The 20,582-nt window shown below is 66.9% G+C and carries 18 protein-coding genes; 12 read left to right on the top strand and 6 right to left on the bottom strand.

Annotated features, from left to right (window positions below):
- Positions 1-75 precede the first annotated feature (75 nt).
- From FPH17_RS05680 to FPH17_RS05710, 7 genes are read left to right on the top strand one after another with little or no spacing between them, the layout of a single operon-like run.
- A complete protein-coding gene (locus tag FPH17_RS05680; protein WP_154879061.1) occupies positions 76-768 on the top strand; it encodes a sensor histidine kinase in 693 nt (230 codons plus the stop codon).
- A complete protein-coding gene (locus FPH17_RS05685) occupies positions 765-1,418 on the top strand; it encodes a response regulator transcription factor (protein WP_154879063.1) in 654 nt (217 codons plus the stop codon). The genes FPH17_RS05680 and FPH17_RS05685 overlap by 4 nt, the downstream gene beginning before the upstream one ends.
- 31 nt (positions 1,419-1,449) lie before the next feature.
- Positions 1,450-3,393 carry a galactan 5-O-arabinofuranosyltransferase gene (locus tag FPH17_RS05690; protein WP_154879064.1) on the top strand — a complete coding sequence of 648 codons (1,944 nt, stop codon included), beginning with the start codon at positions 1,450-1,452 and terminating at the stop codon, positions 3,391-3,393.
- 28 nt (positions 3,394-3,421) lie between these two features.
- Positions 3,422-6,769: an arabinosyltransferase domain-containing protein gene (locus FPH17_RS05695; RefSeq protein ID WP_154879066.1), complete on the top strand. Its 3,348-nt coding sequence runs from the start codon at positions 3,422-3,424 to the stop codon at positions 6,767-6,769.
- Positions 6,770-6,774: 5 nt separating this feature from the next.
- The gene (locus FPH17_RS05700; protein ID WP_154879068.1) at positions 6,775-7,644 is read left to right on the top strand and encodes a cutinase family protein; all 870 of its coding nucleotides are present in this window, start codon (positions 6,775-6,777) and stop codon (positions 7,642-7,644) included.
- A gap of 18 nt (positions 7,645-7,662) precedes the next feature.
- Positions 7,663-9,510 (top strand): M13 family metallopeptidase, encoded by a 1,848-nt coding sequence (locus FPH17_RS05705; RefSeq protein ID WP_154879070.1) that lies wholly within the window; start codon positions 7,663-7,665, stop codon positions 9,508-9,510.
- Entirely contained in the window at positions 9,474-10,205 is a 732-nt protein-coding gene (locus tag FPH17_RS05710) for an alpha/beta hydrolase (protein ID WP_154879072.1), read from the top strand. The genes FPH17_RS05705 and FPH17_RS05710 overlap by 37 nt, the downstream gene beginning before the upstream one ends.
- On the opposite strand, the gene FPH17_RS05715 is transcribed toward FPH17_RS05710, so the two are convergent.
- The 4 genes from FPH17_RS05715 to FPH17_RS05730 are packed head-to-tail and all read right to left on the bottom strand — an operon-like array spanning position 10,194 to position 12,256.
- Entirely contained in the window at positions 10,194-10,919 is a 726-nt protein-coding gene (locus FPH17_RS05715; RefSeq protein WP_154879074.1) for a VOC family protein, read from the bottom strand. The genes FPH17_RS05710 and FPH17_RS05715 overlap by 12 nt on opposite strands.
- 24 nt (positions 10,920-10,943) lie before the next feature.
- Positions 10,944-11,228, bottom strand: a complete 285-nt coding sequence (locus FPH17_RS05720) for an RNA-binding S4 domain-containing protein (protein ID WP_203085445.1) — start codon at positions 11,226-11,228, stop codon at positions 10,944-10,946.
- A gap of 1 nt (position 11,229) precedes the next feature.
- Positions 11,230-11,523 (bottom strand): heavy metal-binding domain-containing protein, encoded by a 294-nt coding sequence (locus tag FPH17_RS05725; RefSeq protein WP_095275276.1) that lies wholly within the window; start codon positions 11,521-11,523, stop codon positions 11,230-11,232.
- 19 nt (positions 11,524-11,542) lie between these two features.
- Positions 11,543-12,256, bottom strand: coding sequence for an SDR family oxidoreductase (locus tag FPH17_RS05730; protein ID WP_154879077.1), 714 nt, complete (start codon positions 12,254-12,256; stop codon positions 11,543-11,545).
- Positions 12,257-12,518: 262 nt separating this feature from the next.
- Here FPH17_RS05730 and FPH17_RS05735 point away from each other — a divergent pair, with 262 nt between their 5' ends.
- The 3 genes from FPH17_RS05735 (at position 12,519) to FPH17_RS05745 (ending at position 15,747) form a co-directional block, all read left to right on the top strand.
- The gene (locus tag FPH17_RS05735) at positions 12,519-12,914 is read left to right on the top strand and encodes a sugar O-acetyltransferase (protein ID WP_244288068.1); all 396 of its coding nucleotides are present in this window, start codon (positions 12,519-12,521) and stop codon (positions 12,912-12,914) included.
- Between the two features lie 117 nt (positions 12,915-13,031).
- A complete protein-coding gene (locus FPH17_RS05740) occupies positions 13,032-14,378 on the top strand; it encodes an HNH endonuclease signature motif containing protein (protein ID WP_167496781.1) in 1,347 nt (448 codons plus the stop codon).
- Between the two features lie 85 nt (positions 14,379-14,463).
- Complete coding sequence (locus FPH17_RS05745; protein WP_154879083.1) at positions 14,464-15,747, top strand: esterase-like activity of phytase family protein; 1,284 nt, start codon at positions 14,464-14,466, stop codon at positions 15,745-15,747.
- Here FPH17_RS05745 and thpR read toward each other — a convergent pair.
- Positions 15,735-16,277, bottom strand: coding sequence for an RNA 2',3'-cyclic phosphodiesterase (gene thpR / locus FPH17_RS05750; RefSeq protein ID WP_095275281.1), 543 nt, complete (start codon positions 16,275-16,277; stop codon positions 15,735-15,737). The genes FPH17_RS05745 and thpR overlap by 13 nt on opposite strands.
- Before the next feature lie 25 nt (positions 16,278-16,302).
- Here thpR and FPH17_RS05755 point away from each other — a divergent pair, with 25 nt between their 5' ends.
- Positions 16,303-18,474: an ATP-dependent RNA helicase gene (locus FPH17_RS05755; protein WP_154879085.1), complete on the top strand. Its 2,172-nt coding sequence runs from the start codon at positions 16,303-16,305 to the stop codon at positions 18,472-18,474.
- A gap of 34 nt (positions 18,475-18,508) precedes the next feature.
- Entirely contained in the window at positions 18,509-19,972 is a 1,464-nt protein-coding gene (locus FPH17_RS05760; protein ID WP_154879087.1) for a basic amino acid/polyamine antiporter, read from the top strand.
- On the opposite strand, the gene FPH17_RS05765 is transcribed toward FPH17_RS05760, so the two are convergent.
- Positions 19,965-20,567 carry a TetR/AcrR family transcriptional regulator gene (locus FPH17_RS05765; protein WP_095538004.1) on the bottom strand — a complete coding sequence of 201 codons (603 nt, stop codon included), beginning with the start codon at positions 20,565-20,567 and terminating at the stop codon, positions 19,965-19,967. The two genes, FPH17_RS05760 and FPH17_RS05765, sit on opposite strands and share 8 nt — an antisense overlap.
- Positions 20,568-20,582: the final 15 nt, after the last annotated feature.

A 20,582-nucleotide genomic window follows, 5' to 3' on the forward strand; every position in this document is an offset into this window, starting at 1 on the left:
GCCGAAAAGTTTCACCATGGTGCTCGCGCCCAAAATTCGGGTAGTGCTAGCACTACCTCGCTACTGTATGCAGGTATGAGGTGGAGGAAACGAGCGAGCAACGAGGAGTCAGCGGCGCATCGCGTGCACCAGCTCACGGCGTCTCGGCGCAGGATCGCCGAGGCCTACGAGGTGGAGCGGCTGCGCATCGAGCGCGACCTACACGACGGCGCGCAGCAGCACTTCGTCGCCGCCGCGATGAAGGTGGGCGAGGCCAAGCTCGACACCGACGGGAGCACCCGAGCGCTTCTCGACGCCGCCTCGTCCGACCTCAAGCGCGGCCTGGAGACCCTGCGACGCACCGTCCGCGGCATCCACCCGAGCGAGCTGACAGACCGCGGCCTCGTCGCCGCGGTGGAGAATGCGGCTTCCCAGTACGGCCCCCACGTGCGGGTCCGCGCGCCGCACCCGCTGCCTGCGATCGACGCATCCGTGCTCGCCGCCGCCTACTTCTTCGCCACCGAGGCGCTCACGAACGCGACAAAATATGCGGAAGGGCGCCCCGTCCACGTGCTCATCACCTGCGACGACACACTTAACGTCGTGGTCACGGACCAGGGCGACGGCGGCGCACACTTCCTTCCCGGCGGCGGCCTCGACGGGATGCGCGAGCGCGTCGCCGCGTTCGGTGGGGACCTCGAGCTGCACTCGCCGGACGGCGGCCCGACGACGGTAGCGGCGCGCATCCCGCTTTTGCTCTTCCGCGGCGAAAGCGGGGTGGCGCTGTGAAGATTGTGGTTGCAGACGACTCCGCACTGCTGCGCGAGGGCGTGGCCGGCCTGCTCACCCGGCGCGGCCACGACATCGTCGGCGAGGCCTGCGACGCCGAGGAGCTCACCTCGCTTATCGACGCCGCGCCCCTGCCCGACCTCCTCATCACCGATGTCCGGATGCCACCGAACATGCGCGACGACGGACTCACCACCGCACTGGAACTCCGCGAGCGCCACCCGGGCCTGAACGTGCTGGTCCTGTCCCAATACGTCGCCGCGCCGTACGCCCGCGAACTTTTCGGCCAAAAGTTCGGCGGCGGCACGGGGTACCTGCTCAAGGACCGGGTGGCCGAGGTGGCAGACTTCATCACCACCTGCGAGACCGTCGCCGGCGGCGGCGTGGTCATCGACCCGGAGGTGGCCAGCTCCCTCATGCACGCCAGCGCCCCGTGGCTGCGCGCGCTGACCCCGCGCGAGCTGGAAGTCCTCGAGCTGATGGCGGAGGGGCTGTCCAACGCCGAAATTTCGGCCAAACTTTTCCTCTCGTCGGCGGCGGTGGCGAAGCACGTCTCCAGCATCTTTTCCAAGCTGGGCCTCTCCCCGGACGAGGATAATCGGCGGGTGCGCGCCATCTTGATGTTCCTGTCTGAGCGAGGTGTCGAGTAGCACCCGCCAGGTTTGTGCGAAACTAGAGGGCATGAGCACGACAGTTGCACCTGAAACTTCGGTAGATCCCACGTTTGGGCTGCGCACCACCGGCTATGAACCCGACGCAATTTCCGCACGGAAGACGCTCATCCTCACCCTCGCCGCCGCGTTCGCAGCCGCCGTGGTGACCACACTCGCCTGGTTTGTGCTCCACTCCATCTCCCTGCCGGCGTTCAACCGGTCCATGTCCACGCGCGCGCTGTCCACGGCGGGCTCGTTTGTCATCCTCGGCGTCACCCTGGTCTGCTGCATCGGCTGGCTGCGCGGCAAGCGCTACTGGCCGAAGGCGGTGATGATGTATATCACTGCCCCCGCGCTGGTGATCACCTCGCTGGCCATCCCACTGGCGGCGACCCGCCTGTGGCTGGACGGCATCCAGGTGGACCAGGGCTTCCGCACCCAGTTCCTATCGCGCATGACGGAGACCGCGGCGAACGCGGACATGAGCTACAAGGACCTGCCCACCTTCTACCCAATGGGCTGGTTCTGGGCCGGCGGGCGCGTGGCGGACCTGCTGGGCATCCCGGGCTGGGAGGTCTTCCAGCCTTGGGCGCTGATCACCCTGGCGGCGGGCGCGGCCATGCTCACCCCGATCTGGCAAAAAATCACCGGCTCACTGCCGGTGGCGTGCACCATCGCCACCGTCACCACCGCGATCGTCCTGACGGAGACGCCGGACGAGCCGTACGCTGCCATCGTCGCCATGTTCTTCCCCGCGGCCGCCATCATCGCCCGCCGCGCGCTCCTCGGCTCCCGCAACGCCATCATCTTCATGGTGCTCTACCTGGGCCTTTCCGCCTGCTTCTACACCCTGTTCACCGCGGTCGCCGCGCTGCTGGTGGTCGCGCTCGCGGGGGTGGAGTGCGTCATGCAGGACCGCAACTTCAGGGTGGTCGGCCGGCTGTGCGTCATCGGCGTGTGCTCCATGGTCATCGCGCTGCTGAGCTGGGCACCGTACCTCTACAACGTACTGTTCGGCGACTACGAGGTGAAGTCCACCGCCAACCACTTCCTGCCGGAGGAGGGCACGGCCTACCCGCTGCCGTTCCTCTCCTTCTCCTGCATCGGCATCCTCTCCTTCATCGGTCTGATCTTTCTGGTAGTGCGCGCGGTGGACAAAGAGGTGGCGTCGTTAGGCATTGCCGCAATTGTTTGCTACGCCTGGTCCCTCGCGTCCATGTCTGCCACCCTGGTGGGCACCTCCCTGCTCGGGTTCCGCATCGAGGTGCTGGTGATCGAGGTGTTCGCGACCGCGGGCGTGATCGGTGTGATGGACGCCTGCCTGGTCGGGCTGGACTACTTCTACCCGGCGCGGTTCTCCCCGGAGTCCATCCGCGGCATCATGGCCATCGTCATGGTCTTGCTCGCTGGCGCGTGCCTGGCGTACGTGCAGCAGATCCCGGCCGAGAACGAGTCGCACATCGACCAGGCCTACGCGGATACTGACGGCTTCGGCGAGCGAGCCGACCGCTTCCCGCCCAACGCGGCGAAGTACTACGGCGAGATCGCGGAGCTGATCGAGTCGCACGGGCACGCCCCCAACCAGGCGGTGGTCTACACCGATGAGATCAACTTCATGGCGTTCCACCCCTTCTTCGGCTTCAACGCGTTTACCAGCCACTACGCCAACCCGCTCGGCGAGTACGACCAGCGCAACGACGCCCTGGCCGCCTGGTCGCAGCTGTCCTGGGACCACCCCGAGGAGCTCACCGCGGCCATCGACGGCGCGAAGTGGGAGCCGCCCGCCGCCTTCATCTTCCGCGGCGACGTGGACGACCCGGAGGCCGGGTTCAAAACGCACATCGCGCACGACATTTTCCCCAACGAGCCGAACGTCCGCTACGAGGGCATCTTCTTCAACCCGAAGGCGTTCGAGGGCGGCGACTGGGACGTGGAGCAGATCGGCCCGTTCGCGGTAGTGGTGCGTACATAGCGCGTCAGTCACAGTAAGGTGACTGTTCGTGGCAACCGTTTCAAATGTTCAACCAAAAGCTCCGAAGTCGCTGGTCTACACCGCGATCGTTTCCGGTCTGATCGCCTTCGTCCTGCTGATCCTCACCCCCTTCCTGCCCGTCAACCAGGTGCAGTCGAAGATTTCCTGGCCGCAGCAGGGCAGCGTCGCCTCCGTCAACGCGCCGCTGATCTCGCTCGCGCCGCAGGACGTGTCGCTGACCATCCCGCTCAGCGCAGTCGACGAACTGCGCGATGACCAGACCACGATCCTGTCCACCCTCCCGGAATCCTCCAAGGAGGCGACGGACCGCGGCCTGTTCATCAGCGCCCCCGAGGGCGGCCTGGTGGTCTCCTCGCTCAATGACGTCGTCTTCGAGCTGACCCCCGACGAGGTCCGCTCCCTGCCCGCCGACGCGCGCCTGGAGATCCGCCAGACCGACGAGGGCATGACCGCCGCCATCCCCGGCACCACCTTCGTGGAGGAGTCGGACGATGACTACCGGCCCCAGCTCACCGGTCTGTACACCGAGCTCAAGCCCGAGGCTTCGCAGAAGCTTATCGACGCCGGCCTTACCGCCACCGTCGACGTGAACTCTCGCTTCACCTCCTCCCCCACCACCGTCAAGCTGCTCAGCATGGTCGGCGGCCTCATCGCCGCCCTGATCGGCCTGTGGGCCCTGCGCCGCCTGGACCGCTACGACGGGAAGCGCCTGCCCGCCTTCGGCCCCCGCTGGCGCACCTTCACGCTTCTCGACGCCGTCGTGCTCGCTATCCTCGCGTTCTGGCACGTCTTCGGCGCGAACACCTCCGACGACGGCTTCCTGCTCACCATGGCCCGCGTGTCCAACGACTCGGACTACATGGCGAACTACTACCGCTGGTACGGCGTGCCCGAGGCCCCGTTCGGCTCCCCGTTCTACGACGTCCTCGCCCTGCTGTCCAAGGTGACCACCGCGTCCATGTGGATGCGCCTGCCTACGCTGCTCGCCGCGATCCTCACCTGGTGGATCCTCTCGCGCGAGATCCTGCCGCGCCTCGGCTCGGTGGTGGCGGACCGCAAGGTGGCCCACTGGACCGCCGCCTTCGTCTTCCTGGCGTTCTGGCTGCCGTACAACAACGGGCTGCGCCCGGAGCCGATCATCGCGCTCGGCGTGATTGCCACCTGGGCCATGTTCGAGCGCTCCATCGCCTCCGACCGGCTCGCCCCCGCCGCGTGGGGCACCGTGACCGCCGCGATCACCCTGGCCTGCGGCCCGACCGGCCTCGCCGCCGTGGGCATCTTCCTGGTCAGCCTGCCGGCCGTGTTCCGCATCATGAACCGGCGCCGCCACATCGCCCCCGGCCTGGCCTACGTGGCCGTGTTCCTGGGCGCCGGCCTGGCGGTGTTCGTGCCCATCTTCAAGGACCAGACGCTGGCCACGGTGCTCGAGTCCACGTCGGTGCGCAGCGAGGTCGGCCCGGCCCTCGAGTGGTTCTCCGAGTGGGTCCGCTACGGCACGCTCTTCCAGCAGTCCGTGGACGGCGCGATGTCGCGCCGCTTCCCCATGTTCGTGTTCTTCTTCTGCCTCATCCTTATCTCCTGGGCGGTCGCCCGCTTTGGCAAGGTGCCCGGGGTAGCCAAGGACGTGACGCTACGGATGCTGCTGATAGTGGGCCTGTCCACGTTCTTCCTTATGTTCACGCCGACGAAGTGGACCCACCACTTTGGCATCTACGCGGGCCTGGGCGGCGCTGTCGCCGCGCTCGGCGCCGTGGTACTTTCCCACATCGCGCTGCAGTCCAAGCGCAACCGCACCTTCGCCATCGCCGCGGTCCTGTTCCTCATGGCGCTCACCCTCGCCGGCTGGAACGCCTGGTGGTACGTCTCCTCCTTCGGCGTCCCGTGGTGGGATAAGACGGTCCAGCTCAAGGCGGTCGAGGCGAATAAGGTCGTGCTCATCCTCGCCCTGCTCGTTGCCCTGGTGGGCGTGGTCCAGTCCTTCCGCAAGGACCAGACCGAGAAGCGCGTCGGCGGGGCCTGGACCGGCATCATGGCCGCCCCCATCGCCGTGATGGCGGTGGCGATGGTCGCCTTCTCCTGCCTCACCTTTGCTAAGGCGTTCGCGTCCCAGGCCCCCGCGTACTCGGTGGGCATGGGCAACGTGAAGTCGTTCGCCGGCGACACCTGCGCGCTTGCAAACGATGTCCTGCTGGAGGACGACACCAACGATTCCTTCCTCACCCCGGCCGACGGCGTCCCACTGGGCAAGTCGCTCGACTCCGGCGACGAGAACCGCGGGTTCACGCCCGACGGCGTGCCGGCCTTCATCGTCAGCGAGAACGCGAACTCCTCCGATACGCAGCAGGAATCGCGCTCGGAGGCGTCGGCGGTGGAGAAGGACGCGTCGTCGACAAGCGCTGGCACCGACGGCACGGAGACGGAGGAGGACGCGCCGGACTCCAAGGACCTGACCGAGGAGGCGCAATCCACCACCACGACGCACACGCAGGGCAACCGCCCGAAGTCCATGCGCGGCATCAACGGCTCCACCGTCCGCCTGCCGTTCAACCTGGACTACACGCGCGTGCCGGTGCTGGGCACCTTCGAGGACGAGCCGAAGGCATCCGCCAAGATCAAGACCTCCTGGTACGAGCTGCCGGAGCTTCACGACGATTCCCCGCTCCTCGTCACTTCCGTCGCCGGCCGCATCAAGCACCACGACATCAACGGCGTCGAGCAGGAAGGCACCGAGCTGGTCCTGGAGTACGGCAAGCGCGCCGACGACGGCAGCATCGCCAAGCTGGGCGAGAAGGAGATGCTGGACCAGGGCCCGACCCCGCTGTGGCGCAACCTGCGCCTGCCGCTGGCGGACCTGCCGGAGGACGCGGACGTGGCGCGCCTGGTGGCCGAGGACGCCTCGCTGGCCGAGGAGGACTGGCTGGCCATCACCCCGCTGCGCAACCCGCACCTGTCCCCGCTCAACGAGCGCTTCGACGGCAACACCCCCGGCCTGCTCGACTGGTCCGTCGCCTTCCAGTACCCGTGCCAGCGCACGTTCAGCCACTACGCCGGCGTGACCGAGATCCCGGAGTACCGCATCATGCCGGACGCCCCGGGCAAACAGCAGCTGTCCGGCTTCATGGACTTCTTGGGCGGCGGCGCGCTGTCCACCGCGGAGGCCGTGAACTACTCCTACGAGATCCCCGGCTACCTGCGCAACGACTGGCAGCGCGACTGGGGCTCCGCCGCGAAATACGAGCGCAGGACAAACTCCGTCGGCGATGTCCCGGAGGACGCGCAGATAGATTACGATGAGACCGTCCGATCGGGCTGGTGGACTCCGGGCCCGATGAAGATCCGTGACCCGGAAGAGTAAGACGAATGCGCCGTTCCCGTCTCGCTGCCGCAGTTGCCACTGCCCTCATCGCCCTGGCGCCGACCGCCGCCGCGGCCGATGAGCAAGCGGTCCCCGCGCCCATCCAGCCGTCCGACAACGCTGGCCAGCTGGTGGAGCAGCAGGGCTGCACCGACCAGTACCTCATTGCCATCCCGGGCGGTGCCAACACCGCCCCCGGCATCCCCAACGCGGTGCCACACGGCGGCAACGTGTTCCTCACCGGCATCTTCACCCAGCTGGGGACGGGCGGAACCGTCCAGCCGCTGTGGGTGTCCTACAGCGCCACCCCGTTTGCGGCGAACAACTACTACGCGTCCTCCGCGGACGGGTACAACGAGACGGTGCGCACCGTGAAGCGCCTCTCCGCCTCTTGCCCGGGAGCCACCTTTAGCTTCACCGGCTACTCGCTCGGCGCGGACATTGCGTCGCGCCTCATGCGCGACATCGCCCACGGCAACGGCCCAATTACCCCGGACCGGGTCGACTCCGCCGCCCTGTTTGCCAACCCGTACCAGGGCGGCAACGGCGCGGTGCTCTCCCGCATCACGGCCCCCGAGTCCCGCGGCGCGCTCGGCGAGCTCAAGGGCGGCTACGGCGAGCTCGGCGAGCGGGTCCTGGAGATCTGCAACCCGCGCGACATCGTCTGCTCCACCGACGCCCAGTACCGCCCGCTTGTCGAGCCCGCACTGGCCACCGACCTGCGCGCCGGCAAACTTCCGCTGAAAAAGTTCAACGTCCTGCTGAGCAACCTGGGCATCGGCGCGCTGGGCGTGTTCACCGGCATGGGCGCCCACGGCCAGTACACGCTGGCGGACCAGCAGGAAGCGTCGAACTGGATCATCTCACACGCCTAAACCCGTTACAGTGGGGGCATGCATGACCTATTTGAGCTAGTCAACGGGGACTGGGTGCGCGAGCACGAGATCCCCGCCGACCGCGGCATCGACGGATCCTTCTACGCGCTGCGCGACAAGTCGGAGGAGGACGTCCACGCGCTGCTGCAGGAGGGCGCGGGCCGCGGGGGCGACCTGTACACCTCCTTCATGGACACCGACGCCATCAACGCCGCTGGCACGGCCCCGCTCCAGGAGGACCTGGACGCGCTGTCCGTGACCACCGTCGAGGAGTTCGTCGCTGCACTCGGCGCCCTCGAGCGCAGCGGCGTCGGCGGCCCGCTGACCTACTGGGTAGCGAAGGACTCGCAGGGCGAGGACTCCGTGCCGTACCTCATCCAGTCCGGCCTGGGACTGCCCGATGAGGCCTACTACCGCTCCGAGGAACACGCCGAAACGCTCGCCGCGTACAAGGAGCACGTGGCGCGTATGCTCGGCGTGCTGGACCCGAAGTACCTGCTCGGCCTGACGCCGGAGCTGGCGGCCGAGCGCATCCTCAACCTGGAAACGCAGCTGGCGGGCAGCCACTGGGATGTGGTGCGCTCCCGCGACGCCATGGCCACCTACAACCCGACCACGCTCGACGCCTTGCCCGCCAACGTGCAGGCGCTGCTGCGCGCCTCCGGGCTTCCCGACGGCACCGTGATCAACATGATGCCGTCCTACACCGAGGACCTCGAGGGCATGCTGCGCCCGGAAACGCTCGCCGATTGGCAGCTGTGGGCTGTCTGGAACATCCTGCGCACCCGCGCTGGCCTCCTCACTGAGGAGATCGGCGCCGCGAACTTCGAGTTCTACGGCACCACGCTGTCCGGCGCGACCGAGCAGCGGGACCGCTGGAAGCGCGCCGTCGGCCTGGCCGAGTCCCTCGTGGGCGAGGAGATTGGGCAGCGCTACGTGGAGAAGCACTTCCCTCCCTCCAGCAAGGAGCACATGCTCAAGCTGGTGGACTACCTGGTCGCCGCGTACCGCGAGCGGATCTCGGCGCTGGATTGGATGACGGACGGCACCCGCGAGCGCGCGCTGGAAAAGCTGGACCAGTTCACCGCCAAGATCGGCTACCCCGACAACTGGCGCAGCTTCGACGGGCTCGAGTTCTCCACCAGCGGCGCCGACCTGGTGACCAACGTGCGCCGCGGCTCCGCCTTCGAGCACGACTACCAGCTGGGCAAGATTGGCAAGCCGGCGGACCGCGACGAGTGGGTCACCACCCCGCAGACCGTCAACGCGTTCTACAACCCGGTGGTCAATGACATCACCTTCCCGGCCGCGATCCTGCAGCCGCCCTTCTTCGACCCGGACGCCAGCGCGGCCGAGAACTTCGGCGCGATCGGCGCGGTGATCGGCCACGAGATCGGCCACGGCTTTGATGACCAGGGCTCGCGTTACGACGGCGCGGGCAACCTCAACTCCTGGTGGACCGACGAGGACCGTGAGGCCTTCGAGGCCCTGACCGCCAAGCTAGTCGAGCAGTTCAACGGCCTCGTACCGTCCGTGCTCGACGAGGGGTCCCAGGGCGTCAACGGCGAGTTCACCCTCGGCGAGAACATTGGTGACCTCGGCGGGCTCGGCATCGCCGTCGTGGCGTACCGCAACTACGAGCAGAACCCCGACTTCGAGGCGCTGTTCAAGGCGTGGGCGCGCGTGTGGCGCTCCAAGACCCGCCCGGAGATGGCCGCGCAGCTGCTGGCCATCGACCCGCACGCCCCGAACGAGTTCCGCTGCAACGTGATCGCCGCAAATATCGACGAGCTATACCAGGCCTTCGACGTCGAGGAGGGCTCCGCCATGTGGATCGCCCCCGAGGACAGGGTGAAGATTTGGTAGACGAGTACCCGGAAAACGTCCAGGGCGACCCGGACTTCAACGTCGGCGGCGTGGACCGCCCGCTGCCGGACGCGCTGCAGTTGGAGCAGCTCGTCTCCTACATCGAGGCGACGTACGACCCGGACTCGCCCCAGTACCTGGCGCTGCTGCCGGACAGGATCACGCACGCAGCCATGCTCATGCTGGGGTCGGCGGTGGACCATACGATGCCGGGCGTTGCGTATACGGGCGAGGTGGCGTCGAGAAGCTGCCCGCTCGGCGAGCTGTACGGCGACGACGCCGCGACCTGGGTGATCGCGCTGTGGGACGGGCCGGACAGCGCGATGGAGCACTGGTTCCGGCCGGAGGCGGCGGCGGTGGCGCAGCTGTCGGGCGCTACCGTGCTGGTGTCGGACCGGCCTGACGACGCGGTGGCATTCGCCCGCGAGCAGGGAGCGGAAACGGTCGCGGTGTGGGCGTTTTCCACGGGCAGCGAGCGGCTGCCGCGCGACGTCGACGCCGTAGCCCTCACTTTTCCCACAAAAGTTGCGAACCTGGGCGTGCCCACGTTTATCCAGGTGGGGACGAAGGACGAGCTCGGGGCAAAGATTTCCGACGCCCACGAGTACCACTCCACGCACTACATCCAGACACCGGCTGAGGCCCGGCGTCGCGTCCGGGACCTCGCGGAGTTCTTGAGAGCTCTAGAGCTCTAGGACCGAGTCGGCCTCGCTGAAGTCCTCCGGGGCAGGCGCGGGGGCCTCGACGAGGAAGAAAGCGGCGCCGGCGGAGTCGCGCATGGCCAGCATCGGCCCGAAGGGGCTATCGCCAGGTCCGGCGAGCACCTCCCCGCCCAGCATGCCGACCTCCTGGCGCGCCTGCGAAATGTTCGCCACGCCGAAGAAGCTCTGCCAGCCCGCGTGCTGCTCCTGCACGCGCATGCCCAGAAACGGCGCGCCCTCCGCGAGCGCCAGGTAGTAGCCGTCCGACTCCTTGATCTCCCAGTCAAACAAGTCGCCGTAGAAGTCGATCGCCGCGAGATTCGGGGCGCTGTACTCGTACCAGACCGGCACGCCCGGCTCGCCGGCCGCGACGAACTGCTCCTCACCGGCCGGGTCGATCAGACCGAACAGGCCGCCCGCCGGGTCCTGGCACACCTGCATCCGGCCCAGGGAGACCTCGGAGGACGCCACAACTTTTCCGCCAAACTTTTCCACCGGGGCCCCGTCCAGGAAATAGGTCACCCACGCGGGCTTCTCGCCCGGCACAATGCCCGCGACCGGTAGCCCCTCCTTCTTGGCCACCAGGTAGTCCTCGCCGGAGGTCTCCCAGCCGAGGAGTTTGGAGTAAAAATAGGTGGATTTCTGCACGTCAGGCGTGAGCAGGTCCTGCCAGTACGGCATACCGGGTTCCGCGCTGAAAGCGGGCATGCAAGGCTCCTTTGCAGGTTTGGGTTAGGGGAGGTTGCGCCATTTCTCCGGGTCGAAGTCGTCGTTGGCGGTGCGTTCATCGAAGTAGTCGTCGTCCTCCCCGCCGCAGACGACGGTGGCGGTGGTGGAGTCGAGGGAGACCACGTCGGCGTCGTAAAGCAAATGGCTTCTCGACGTCACCACCTCCCCGTTGACGGCGACGCCACCCGCAGCGATGGCCTCCTTGGCGTGGCCGCCGGACTCGACGAGGTTGGCCAGCTTGAGGAACTGGCCGAGGCGGATGGAGTCGCCGGAGATGGAAACGTCCATACTAGGCAAGCTTCACCGCGGTGCCGGTCGCGGAGACGAGCATGGCGCCGCCGTCCGGGCCGAGCGGCTCGTAGTCGATGGCCACGGAGATGACGCCGTCGGCGCCGAGCTCCTCGCCGCGCTTCCACAGCTCGTTGAGCGCGGCGTCGCGGGCCTGCGCGATCTCCACGGGGCGGTTGTAGCCGGCGCTCATGCTGCGGTAGAGGTTGATGCCAATGACGGTCTCGCCGCCAATAACGCGCATGTATTCACTGATGGTGCGACCTTCAACGGTCGGAGTCGTAGTCAAGATCATGCAGTCATTCTAGCCGAGGTCAGCGCTCGGCCTGATCCACCGGCATGATGTTGAGACTGTCGATGTTCACGTGCGGCGGCAAGCTGGCCACCCAGCGGATCGCCTCCGCGACATCCTCGGCGGACAGATTGAGTTTGCCCTCGTACACCGCGTCGGCTTTCTCCTGGTCACCGGCGAATCGGTTGAGCGAAAAGTCCGTCTTCACCCGGCCGGGGTCGATCTCGGTCACGCGGATGCGCTGGTCGGCCTCCTCGCGCCGGAACGCGCGAGTGGCGCCGCGCAGGCCGTACTTCGCCGCGTTATAGCCGGCGCCGCCCTTGTAGGCGTCCGTGCCCGCGACCGACCCGATGTTGATCACCAGCCCCTGCGACTCCTTGAGCTGCGGATACAGCGCGCGGATGACGCGCATCGTGCCCATCACGTTGGTGGCAAACATCCATTCCCAGTCAGCATCGCTCGCGTCCCGGAGATAGTCCAGCTGCTTCGCGCCGCCCGCGTTGTTGACTACCAGGTCAACGCGTTCCAGCTGGGCCGCAAGCCTATCGACGCTCCCTTGATCCGTCACATCCAACTCCGCCGCCACCCCGCCGATCTCCTCGGCGACCGCTCGGCACCGGTCCAGCCGGCGCGCCGCGACGACCACGTGCCACCCGTCCTTCGCCAGCGCGCGGGCCGCCGCCGCGCCAATACCCGCGGAACCGCCAGTAACTACTGCCACCCGTTGCTCTCCCATGTGATCAGCCTAACAGGACCGATTGCGCCCCACTGAAAATCATCCACGCGAGGTACGCGCCGTGTTGCCCGCCATGACTCCCAGCGCACCGATTCTTCGTCCCCACCCGGATGCGCTGGAACAGGGCTGGCAATCGCCGCGATCCAGACTGGCACCACCCCCCAAAGATATGCCCGACCACGGGCCAGGTTGGGCGCTGGTCCGCGACTTTAATGCGCCGAGCAATACCGACCCAAAGCGCGCCCGCGAACTTTTGGCCGAAATGTTCCCTAACGGCGAAACCACCAGCGTGTGGGCCCCGATCCACCTGGAGTACGGCACGAACACGCACTTCGGACCGGACTGCTACATGAACTTCAACTGCACCATCCTGGACATCGCGGACGTCACCATCGGGGCGCGCACCCTGTTCGGTCCCGGCTGCCAGCTCATCACCGTGGGTCACCCGCTGGACGCCAAGGACCGCGCTGAGGGCTGGGAGCGCACGCAGCCGATCACCATCGGCGACGACTGCTGGTTCGGTGCAGGAGCGATGGTCATGCCGGGCGTGACCATCGGCGACCGTTGCGTGATCGCCGCTGGTGCGGTGGTGACCAAGGACATCCCCGCGGACTCCCTCGTCGCGGGCGTGCCCGCAACGGTTAACCGCAACATCTAATCCACACTCTTTCGAACACTATATTGCCTGGTCGCCAGAGTCGCCACACTAGAACCCTTGCACATAGTATGTGTGTTCGGTAGCATGAAGAAAACTTCACTTCGATGGGGGTACACCATGACCACCGCAACCGCATCGCCACCGACCTACTTCCGCACCCAACGACCAGACGACCCACTCAGTTCCGCCGCCCAGGCCACTCGCGAGGCCCACTTTGCCGTCTTCGCCCCGTACATCGACGGCGACATCGAGGACTTCGACCTGCGCGTCACCCAGATCCAGCAGGCCACCGGGTGGTCCAAGGGCTTCGTCGAACACGGCATCTTCGCCTACGCCACGCTGCGGCACCTCCCCCAGCTCCAGGAGCTCCACTGCCGCACGAAGCTGCTCGACATGTCGCACCTCACCGCCATCGAGCGAGTGCTCGCCGAGCTCGGGGAGGAGGTCGACCCTGAGGCTTTCGCGCTTATCGACGACACCTTGGCCGCCCTCTTCACGCCGTCCAAAACCGATCAGCACATGCCCCGGAGACACACCGTCACCAGACGCATTCGCGAGCTCATCCGCCAGATCGACCCGGAGCGCGCCTACGACCCGAAGCGCCGCCGGGAGCGAGCCGCTGCGGGGCCATCGGTCACGTTCGCAGACTTCGTCTTGGCCGGGGTGTCGCAGTCCGTGGTCCAGCTCAACACGGACGAGGTGACCGCGGCCCGGTGCAAGAAGAGCATTCTCCGTGTGGCGCGCGAGCAGAAGCTGACGTTGGCCGAGACGGTAGTGCGGCTGTTGACGGGGGAGGTGGTGGCGTCGGTAAGCCCGGTGCTCCACGTCTACGCGCCGAAGGGGCGCTCAGCGGGCGACCCGGTGCAGCTGCCCGGGAGCGGGTGGACGGGGCCGGAGGCGACGGCGGCGCTGGACGAGTGGATCGCACGGGCCGGTGCGCGCGAGGTGGACCTGGACGAGACTTCGCGGAAAAGTACCGAGAGCTACACGCCGACCGCGGAGATGCGCAGCTACGTCGTGGCGCGCGACGGCACATGTATTTTCCCGGGGTGCCACCGGTCGGCGGCGGACTGCCAACTGGACCACCGCATCCCCTTCGACCGGGGTGGCACGACGACACCGGACAACCTCTTCGCGCTCTGCCAGCACCATCACAATCTGAAAACCGATAAGCGGGCCACGTACCTGGTCGACCGGGCGACCGGTGAGGTGGTCTGGCTGTTCGCCGACGGGACGTACGAGTTCGCCGAGTCCGAGGGGCTTCTCAACCAGGAAGCCGTGCCGACGCACCCGCGATGGAAGTCCAGCTTGGACAGCGTGCGAAGGAATCGGGCACGCGCCGCCGAGTTCGCCGCCAAGGGCCACGCGATCCTGGACGAGCTCGACCGCGACCACGACGAGGAGAAGGCCAACGCGCGGATCGCGGCGCTCGAGCGGGAGTACGGAATGACATTCCCGAGCTAGTCCTTTCACCGAGCGCGAAGTGGATACGCGCCCTAAACTTCGCTGGGCACGACCCACCATGCAACGAAAAACGAGGTAGCACCACATGCAACTCCCCGCACCCCTAAACCAGATGGTCAAGGACGCCACGCTCGAACAGGTCATCGCCGCCATCGCCGGCGTGTTCGTCGCCGGCGGCCTCGTCGGCGGCGCGATCAGCGCGATCGCCACCCAGACCACCGAGACCACCGAAACCACCACCGGCCCGACCCTGGAAGCCCGCGCGAAGCTCGACGCCCTCTACCAGGCGCCGGGTCCGGACTCCGGTAAGGACGCGTTCGACGGCAACGGCCAGACCCACCCGTTCAAGGGCCAGGTCATCCCCGGCTTCTCCGGCATGATCGAGATCGGCGACGGCTCTTTCTACGCCCTGCCCGATAACGGCTTCGGCGCGAAGGACAACTCCTCCGACTTCCTGCTGCGCATCTACCACGTCAAGCCAAACTGGGAGACCGCGGAAACCGCCAAGGACCCGCAGGGCGTTGGCGGCGTCGAGGTGCTTGACTTCGCCGGGATGAAGGACCCGAACCACAAGATCCCGTGGGAGATCGTCAACAATGACACGGAGGACCGCCTCCTCACCGGCGCGGATTTCGACCCCGAATCCTTCGTCCAGGCCGAGGACGGCACCTTCTGGGTCGGCGAGGAGTTCGGCCCGTACATCCTGCACCTTGACAAGGACGGCACGCTTCTCGACGCCCCGTTCCCCTACCCCGGCGTCACCAGCCCGTCCAACCCGACCCTGAAGGACGGGGAAACCCCCAACCTGCGTAACTCCAAGGGTTTCGAGTCCATGGCCACCGACGGGCGCTACCTCTACCCCATCTTCGAGGGCTATCTTGACGACGCCACCGACAAGCACGTCCGCGTCATCTCCCAGTTCGACACCGAGGAAGGCAAGTACACCGGCAAGACCTGGAACTACGTCGCCGACACCGAGGACGCGAACCTGGGCGACGCCTTCCTCACAGAGGACGGCCGCCTCCTCGTTCTCGAGCGCGACGACAACCTGGGCTCCGACGCCGCACTGAAAAAGGTCTTCGAGGTCAAGAGCTTCAAGGATGCGGAGCCGGGCAGCACCCTGGAGAAGGACCTGATGGTGGACCTGCTCAACATTGCAAACCCGGGCAAGATCGGCATGGTGTCCGACGCCCGAGCGTACGGCGTCGGCGACCCCTTCTCCTTCCCGCTGGTCAGCGTGGAAACCATCGTCCAGCTCAAGGACGGCCGCTACCTCACTGCCCTGGACAACAACTTCCCGGGCAACGACGGCCGCTACCGCGGCAAGCCGGACGACACAGAGATGCTCATCTTCTCCTACCGCAGGTAGAACCGGTCCACGACCTCGTACTTCGGGCCGCCGCTTCGACCTTGCCCACGGTGCGACTCCATGAGGAGCACCTCGTCGACGGTGAAGTCGGGGCCGGAGTAGATGGAGAGGGCGTGGGCGTGGTCGTCGAGAAGCAGCATGTCCCGCGTCCTCGTCCCCCTGCGGGCGACGGACAGGTGGGCGCGCTGACGCCGCCACTGTTCCGGGTCGAGCTGGCAGTCCGCCATGAGATCCTTGAGCGGCGCCTTGTCCCCGCCGACGCCGATCCACAGCGTGCGGCGGTCGAAGCAGCCGGCGCCGCGCAGGTGAAGGCGCAGTGGGCGGGTAAACGCCGTCGCCTGCGAAAGGTGGTCGCTCACCGCGGCGGCGTCGTTCGGCTGGCTGCCGTAGAACGCGCACGTGATGTGCCAGTTGTCTGGGTCCGTCCAGCGCACCTCCGTGCCGGAGAACTCCCGGATCGGGCGCAGGGCAGTGATGAGGTGCTCCGTGACCTCGGCCGGTGGGACGATCGCTGCGAAGAGACGTCTCATGCCCCTCACGCTACCCTGGAAACTCATGTTTGACCTTGCGAAAATCGGAAAGGGTCTGCCAGTAGCGGATTCCCTGGACCAGCTGCCCGATTCCGGCCCGCTCGTCGTACAAGCCCCGCCCGGAACGGGTAAGACGACGCTGCTGCCGCCGGCGATTGCAAACAAGGTTGGCAAGACCATCGTCACCGCGCCGAGGCGAGTCGCGGTGCGTTCGGCGGCGAGAAGGCTGGCGCACCTGGACGGTTCAGCTTTGGGCCAAAAAGTTGGCTACTCCATCCGCGGCGAGCACGCCGACGGCAGTCTCGTCGAGTTCGTCACCCCGGGCGTACTCCTCAACCGCCTGCTCAAGGATCCGGGGCTTGAGGGAGTCAATGCAGTCATCCTCGACGAGGTCCACGAGCGCCAGCTGGACACCGACCTGGTGCTCGCCATGTGCATGGAGGTCGCAGTGCTTCGCGACGATCTCTACCTCGCCGCCATGTCCGCCACCCTCGACGCGGGCACGTTTGCCCAGCACATGGGCGCGCGCGTCATGGCCACTGAGGCGGTGACCCACCCGCTGGACATCGAGTACGCACCGCACCCGGAGCGCGTCCAGGGCACACGCGACTTCTACCGCCACGTCGCGCAGTTGGCGCAGGCCAGCACGACGCGCACCCTCGTGTTCGTCCCCGGCGCGCGCGAAGTAGACCTGGTGTGCGGCGCATGTGCTGACGCAAAACCCCTGCACGGAAGGTTGTCGTCCGCCGAGCAGGACGACGCGCTGAACGGAAGCTCCCAAGTCGTCGTCGCGACGAGTATTGCGGAGTCCTCGATCACGGTGCCGGGCGTGCGCCGCGTGGTCGACGCGGGGCTCTCCCGCGTGCCCAAGCGCGACAACCGCGGCATGACGGGGCTGGTCACGGTCTCAGAGGCCGTCACGAGTGCGGAGCAACGGGCGGGCCGCGCGGGAAGGCTCGGTCCGGGGCACGTCATTCGAGCATTTTCCCGCGAAGACTTCCAAAAATTCGCGGCGGACATTTCGCCCGAAATTGCCACCAGCGACCTCACCGGCGCCGCGCTCGCCATCGCCGCGTGGGGCTCCCCCGACCTGCCGCTGCTCGACCCGCCGCCGGAGCAGTCGCTTGCCGACGCCCACACCACCCTCCGCCAACTCGGAGCCCTCGACGCCGACAACGCCATCACCACTTTTGGCCGAAAACTTGTGGGCCTGCCGCTGGACCCCCGGCTCGGGGCGGCACTGCTGGAGTACGGCTCGGGGGCGGCCGAGTGCGTCGCCAGGCTCGGCGACATGGACGCGAAGCGACTCGCCCGCCTCGTGCCGAAAACCCCAAAGGTCCCCGACGGCGACGTGATTGCGACCGCGTTCCCGCAGTGGGTGGCAAAGCGGGTCGGCGACGAATACTTGCTGGCCAGCGGCACCCGTGCAACTTTTGCGGGAAAAGAAGAGTGGATCGCCGCCGCCGAGGTGCAGAGGACGTCCCGCGGCGCCATCATCCGCGAGGCCGCGCCGTACCACCTGCCGGAAGCGCGGATCGAGGAGACCGTCCGCGCAACCTTGCACAACGGGAAGGTTCGCGGCAGGAAAGTTCGGGCGGTCGGCGCGATCGAGCTGTCGTCGACGCCCGTGAAACTATCGCCGGAAGAGGCGCAGGGGGCGCTCGAAGGGATCTCCCTGGAGGATCTCCAACTCGACGACGCGGCGCAGAAGCTCAAGCAACGGCTGGACTTCCTGCACGAGGCGCTTGGCAGTCCGTGGCCCGATGTGTCGCGTGGCGACTATTCGGTGGAGGTTGGCGAGCTGGCGGGTGGGGCGTCGATAAGCGAGCTCAACATGCGCAACGCACTCATGCGGCAGCTGCCGTGGCCCGAGGCCGCGAAGCTGGACGAGCTCGCGCCGGAGCGGCTGCCGATCGGCAGGGTAGATTACTCCACGGGGCGACCGCTCGTGCGGGTGAAGCTGCAGCTGGCGTTCGGGCTGGCGGACTCGCCGGTGATCGCGGGGCGGAAGCTCCTGTTCCATCTGCTGTCGCCGGCCGGGCGCGAGCTTGCCGTCACCGACGACCTCCGCAGCTTCTGGGACGGGCCGTACCAGGACGTGCGCAAGGAGATGCGCGGCCGCTACCCCAAGCATCCGTGGCCGGAGGACCCTTGGAGCGCGACGCCGACTGCGCGCACAAAAAAGCACCAAAACTAACAGTTTCCTGTTCCGGCCGGGTAACTTATTCGCCATGACTACCCGCGCCCACACTGTAACTATGTGGACTTTGGTCTCCCTGATCATCGGCTCCACCATCGGCTCCGGCATCTTCGCCCTGCCGCAAAACATCGGCTCGGTGGCCAGCCCCGGGGCGATGCTGATCGGCTGGGTGATCGCCGGTGTGGGCATGCTCTCTGTCGCGTTTGTGTTCCAGATCCTGGCGCGTCGCAAGCCGCACCTGGACTCCGGCGTGTACTCCTACGTGCGCGCGGGGCTGGGCGACTTCATCGGCTTTACCAGCGGGTTAGGGTACTGGCTGGGCTCCGTGATGGCGCAGGTGGGGTACGCCACCCTGTTCTTCTCCACCATCGGCTACTACGTGCCCGCGTTTCAGAACGACTGGGTGCTGGCCGGCGCGGTGACCGTCCTGACCTGGACGATCTTTGCCATGCTCACGCGCGGGGTGAAGCAGGCCGCGGTGATGAACGTGATCACCACGGTGGCCAAGCTGGTGCCGATTTTGTGCTTCGTGGTCCTCGTCGCCTTCTTGGGCTTCTCGTGGGACAAGTTCACGTTGGACTTTTGGGGCGAAAGTTCTTCGATCCCGTTTTCCCAGCAGCTGCAGGGCATCATGCTGTACACGGTGTGGGTGTTCATCGGTATCGAGGGCGCCTCGGTGTACTCCAAGCAGGCACGCACGCGCACGGACGTCGGCCGCGCCACCATCATCGGCTTCCTCTCCGTCCTCCTGCTGCTGGTCGCGGTGTCGACGCTGTCCTACGGCGTGCTCACCCAGCCGGAGCTGGCGGCGCTGCCGGAAAACTCGATGGGCGCGGTCCTCGAGGCGGTCGTCGGCCCGTGGGGCGGCGTGTTCATCTCCATCGGCCTGTGCCTGTCGGTGCTCGGCGCCTACGTGTCGTGGCAGATGCTGTGCGCGGAGCCGATCGTGCTCATGGCCAACGACGGCCTGCTGCCCAAGGCCCTGGGCAAGACGAACAACGAGGGATCCCCGTTCCGCGCGCAGCTCATCTCCACGGTGGTGATCCAGCTCTTTGTCATCATCTTCTTTTCCAACGAGGCCTCCTACAACGCGATGGTGCAGCTGGCCACCATCATGTACCTGCTGCCCTACATCTTCTCCTCGCTGTACCTGATCCTGCTGGCCTCGCGCGGCAAGGGCCTGAGCCACCCGCACGCGGGCGAGCGTTTCGACGACTCCGGGCCGGCCACCACCCGCGCGGACGACCGCCGCAGCCTCATCATCGGCGTGGTCGGGTTCGTCTACTCGCTGTGGCTCGTCTACGCCGCGGACCCGGTCTACGTGCTGCTGGGCGCGCTCGCGGTCCTGCCGTGCATCGTGCCGTACGTGTGGACGCGCGTGCACAACAAGGAGCGCCTGTTCAATGCGTTCGAGTGGGTTGTCGTCGCCATCGTTGTCGTCGGCGCCGCGTTCGCGGTGCTCAGGCTTATCGACGGCACACTCACCCTCAGCTAACGCCAATCACCGGCCACAACACCTCGGTGATGCGCTTGGCCTGCAGCTTCGCGCTGCCCACGTTAAAAGTGGAGCGCAGAATCACAGCACCGACGACCATTGCGCCGACGACGCCCGGGTCGGCCTCGGGGCGCAGGGTGCCCTTCGTCTGGGCGTCCTCGATGTCCTCGATGAACCTGTCGTAGAACGCCTCTTCGAAGCGCTCGCGCCACGCGACCACGAGCGGGTCGGCAGAGGCGATGAGCGAGCCGAAGACGCGGGTGCCCACATTGTCCTCGATGAAGGAACCGAGCTCCGTGATGTACTCGCGGAACGCCTCCTTGGTCAGCGCGTCATCCTCGGAGTAGTAGTCCACGATGTTGGGGATGGAGATGGCAATGTTGTCCAGCGCGTCGACCAGCATCTCTTTGCGGTCCGCGTAGCGACGGTAGATGGTCGTTTTGGCCACACCGGAATCGGCGACGACCGCGTCGATGGAGGTTGCGCTAAACCCCTCGCGCTGCGCGATGCGGAGCACGGATGCGTAGATCCGCTCCTCGGTGGTGAGCTTCTTGGCGGAACCGTTTCCTTTTGCGTCACGATCAATGTGTGCCATACGTCATTATTCTGG

This window comes from Corynebacterium gottingense, from assembly GCF_007559235.1.
Taxonomy (GTDB): Bacteria; Actinomycetota; Actinomycetes; order Mycobacteriales; family Mycobacteriaceae; genus Corynebacterium; species Corynebacterium gottingense.

Excerpts from the sequence above, each read along its gene's own strand:
- FPH17_RS05680 (WP_154879061.1), top strand. The coding sequence starts at position 76 with ATGAGGTGGAGGAAACGAGCGAGCAACGAGGAGTCAGCGGCGCATCGC.
- FPH17_RS05690 (WP_154879064.1), top strand. The coding sequence starts at position 1,450 with ATGAGCACGACAGTTGCACCTGAAACTTCGGTAGATCCCACGTTTGGG.
- FPH17_RS05700 (WP_154879068.1), top strand. The coding sequence starts at position 6,775 with ATGCGCCGTTCCCGTCTCGCTGCCGCAGTTGCCACTGCCCTCATCGCC.
- FPH17_RS05705 (WP_154879070.1), top strand. The coding sequence starts at position 7,663 with ATGCATGACCTATTTGAGCTAGTCAACGGGGACTGGGTGCGCGAGCAC.
- FPH17_RS05715 (WP_154879074.1), bottom strand. The coding sequence starts at position 10,919 with ATGCCCGCTTTCAGCGCGGAACCCGGTATGCCGTACTGGCAGGACCTG.
- FPH17_RS05720 (WP_203085445.1), bottom strand. The coding sequence starts at position 11,228 with ATGGACGTTTCCATCTCCGGCGACTCCATCCGCCTCGGCCAGTTCCTC.
- FPH17_RS05725 (WP_095275276.1), bottom strand. The coding sequence starts at position 11,523 with ATGATCTTGACTACGACTCCGACCGTTGAAGGTCGCACCATCAGTGAA.
- FPH17_RS05730 (WP_154879077.1), bottom strand. The coding sequence starts at position 12,256 with ATGGGAGAGCAACGGGTGGCAGTAGTTACTGGCGGTTCCGCGGGTATT.
- FPH17_RS05735 (WP_244288068.1), top strand. The coding sequence starts at position 12,519 with ATGTTCCCTAACGGCGAAACCACCAGCGTGTGGGCCCCGATCCACCTG.
- FPH17_RS05740 (WP_167496781.1), top strand. The coding sequence starts at position 13,032 with ATGACCACCGCAACCGCATCGCCACCGACCTACTTCCGCACCCAACGA.
- FPH17_RS05745 (WP_154879083.1), top strand. The coding sequence starts at position 14,464 with ATGCAACTCCCCGCACCCCTAAACCAGATGGTCAAGGACGCCACGCTC.
- thpR (WP_095275281.1), bottom strand. The coding sequence starts at position 16,277 with ATGAGACGTCTCTTCGCAGCGATCGTCCCACCGGCCGAGGTCACGGAG.
- FPH17_RS05755 (WP_154879085.1), top strand. The coding sequence starts at position 16,303 with ATGTTTGACCTTGCGAAAATCGGAAAGGGTCTGCCAGTAGCGGATTCC.
- FPH17_RS05760 (WP_154879087.1), top strand. The coding sequence starts at position 18,509 with ATGACTACCCGCGCCCACACTGTAACTATGTGGACTTTGGTCTCCCTG.
- FPH17_RS05765 (WP_095538004.1), bottom strand. The coding sequence starts at position 20,567 with ATGGCACACATTGATCGTGACGCAAAAGGAAACGGTTCCGCCAAGAAG.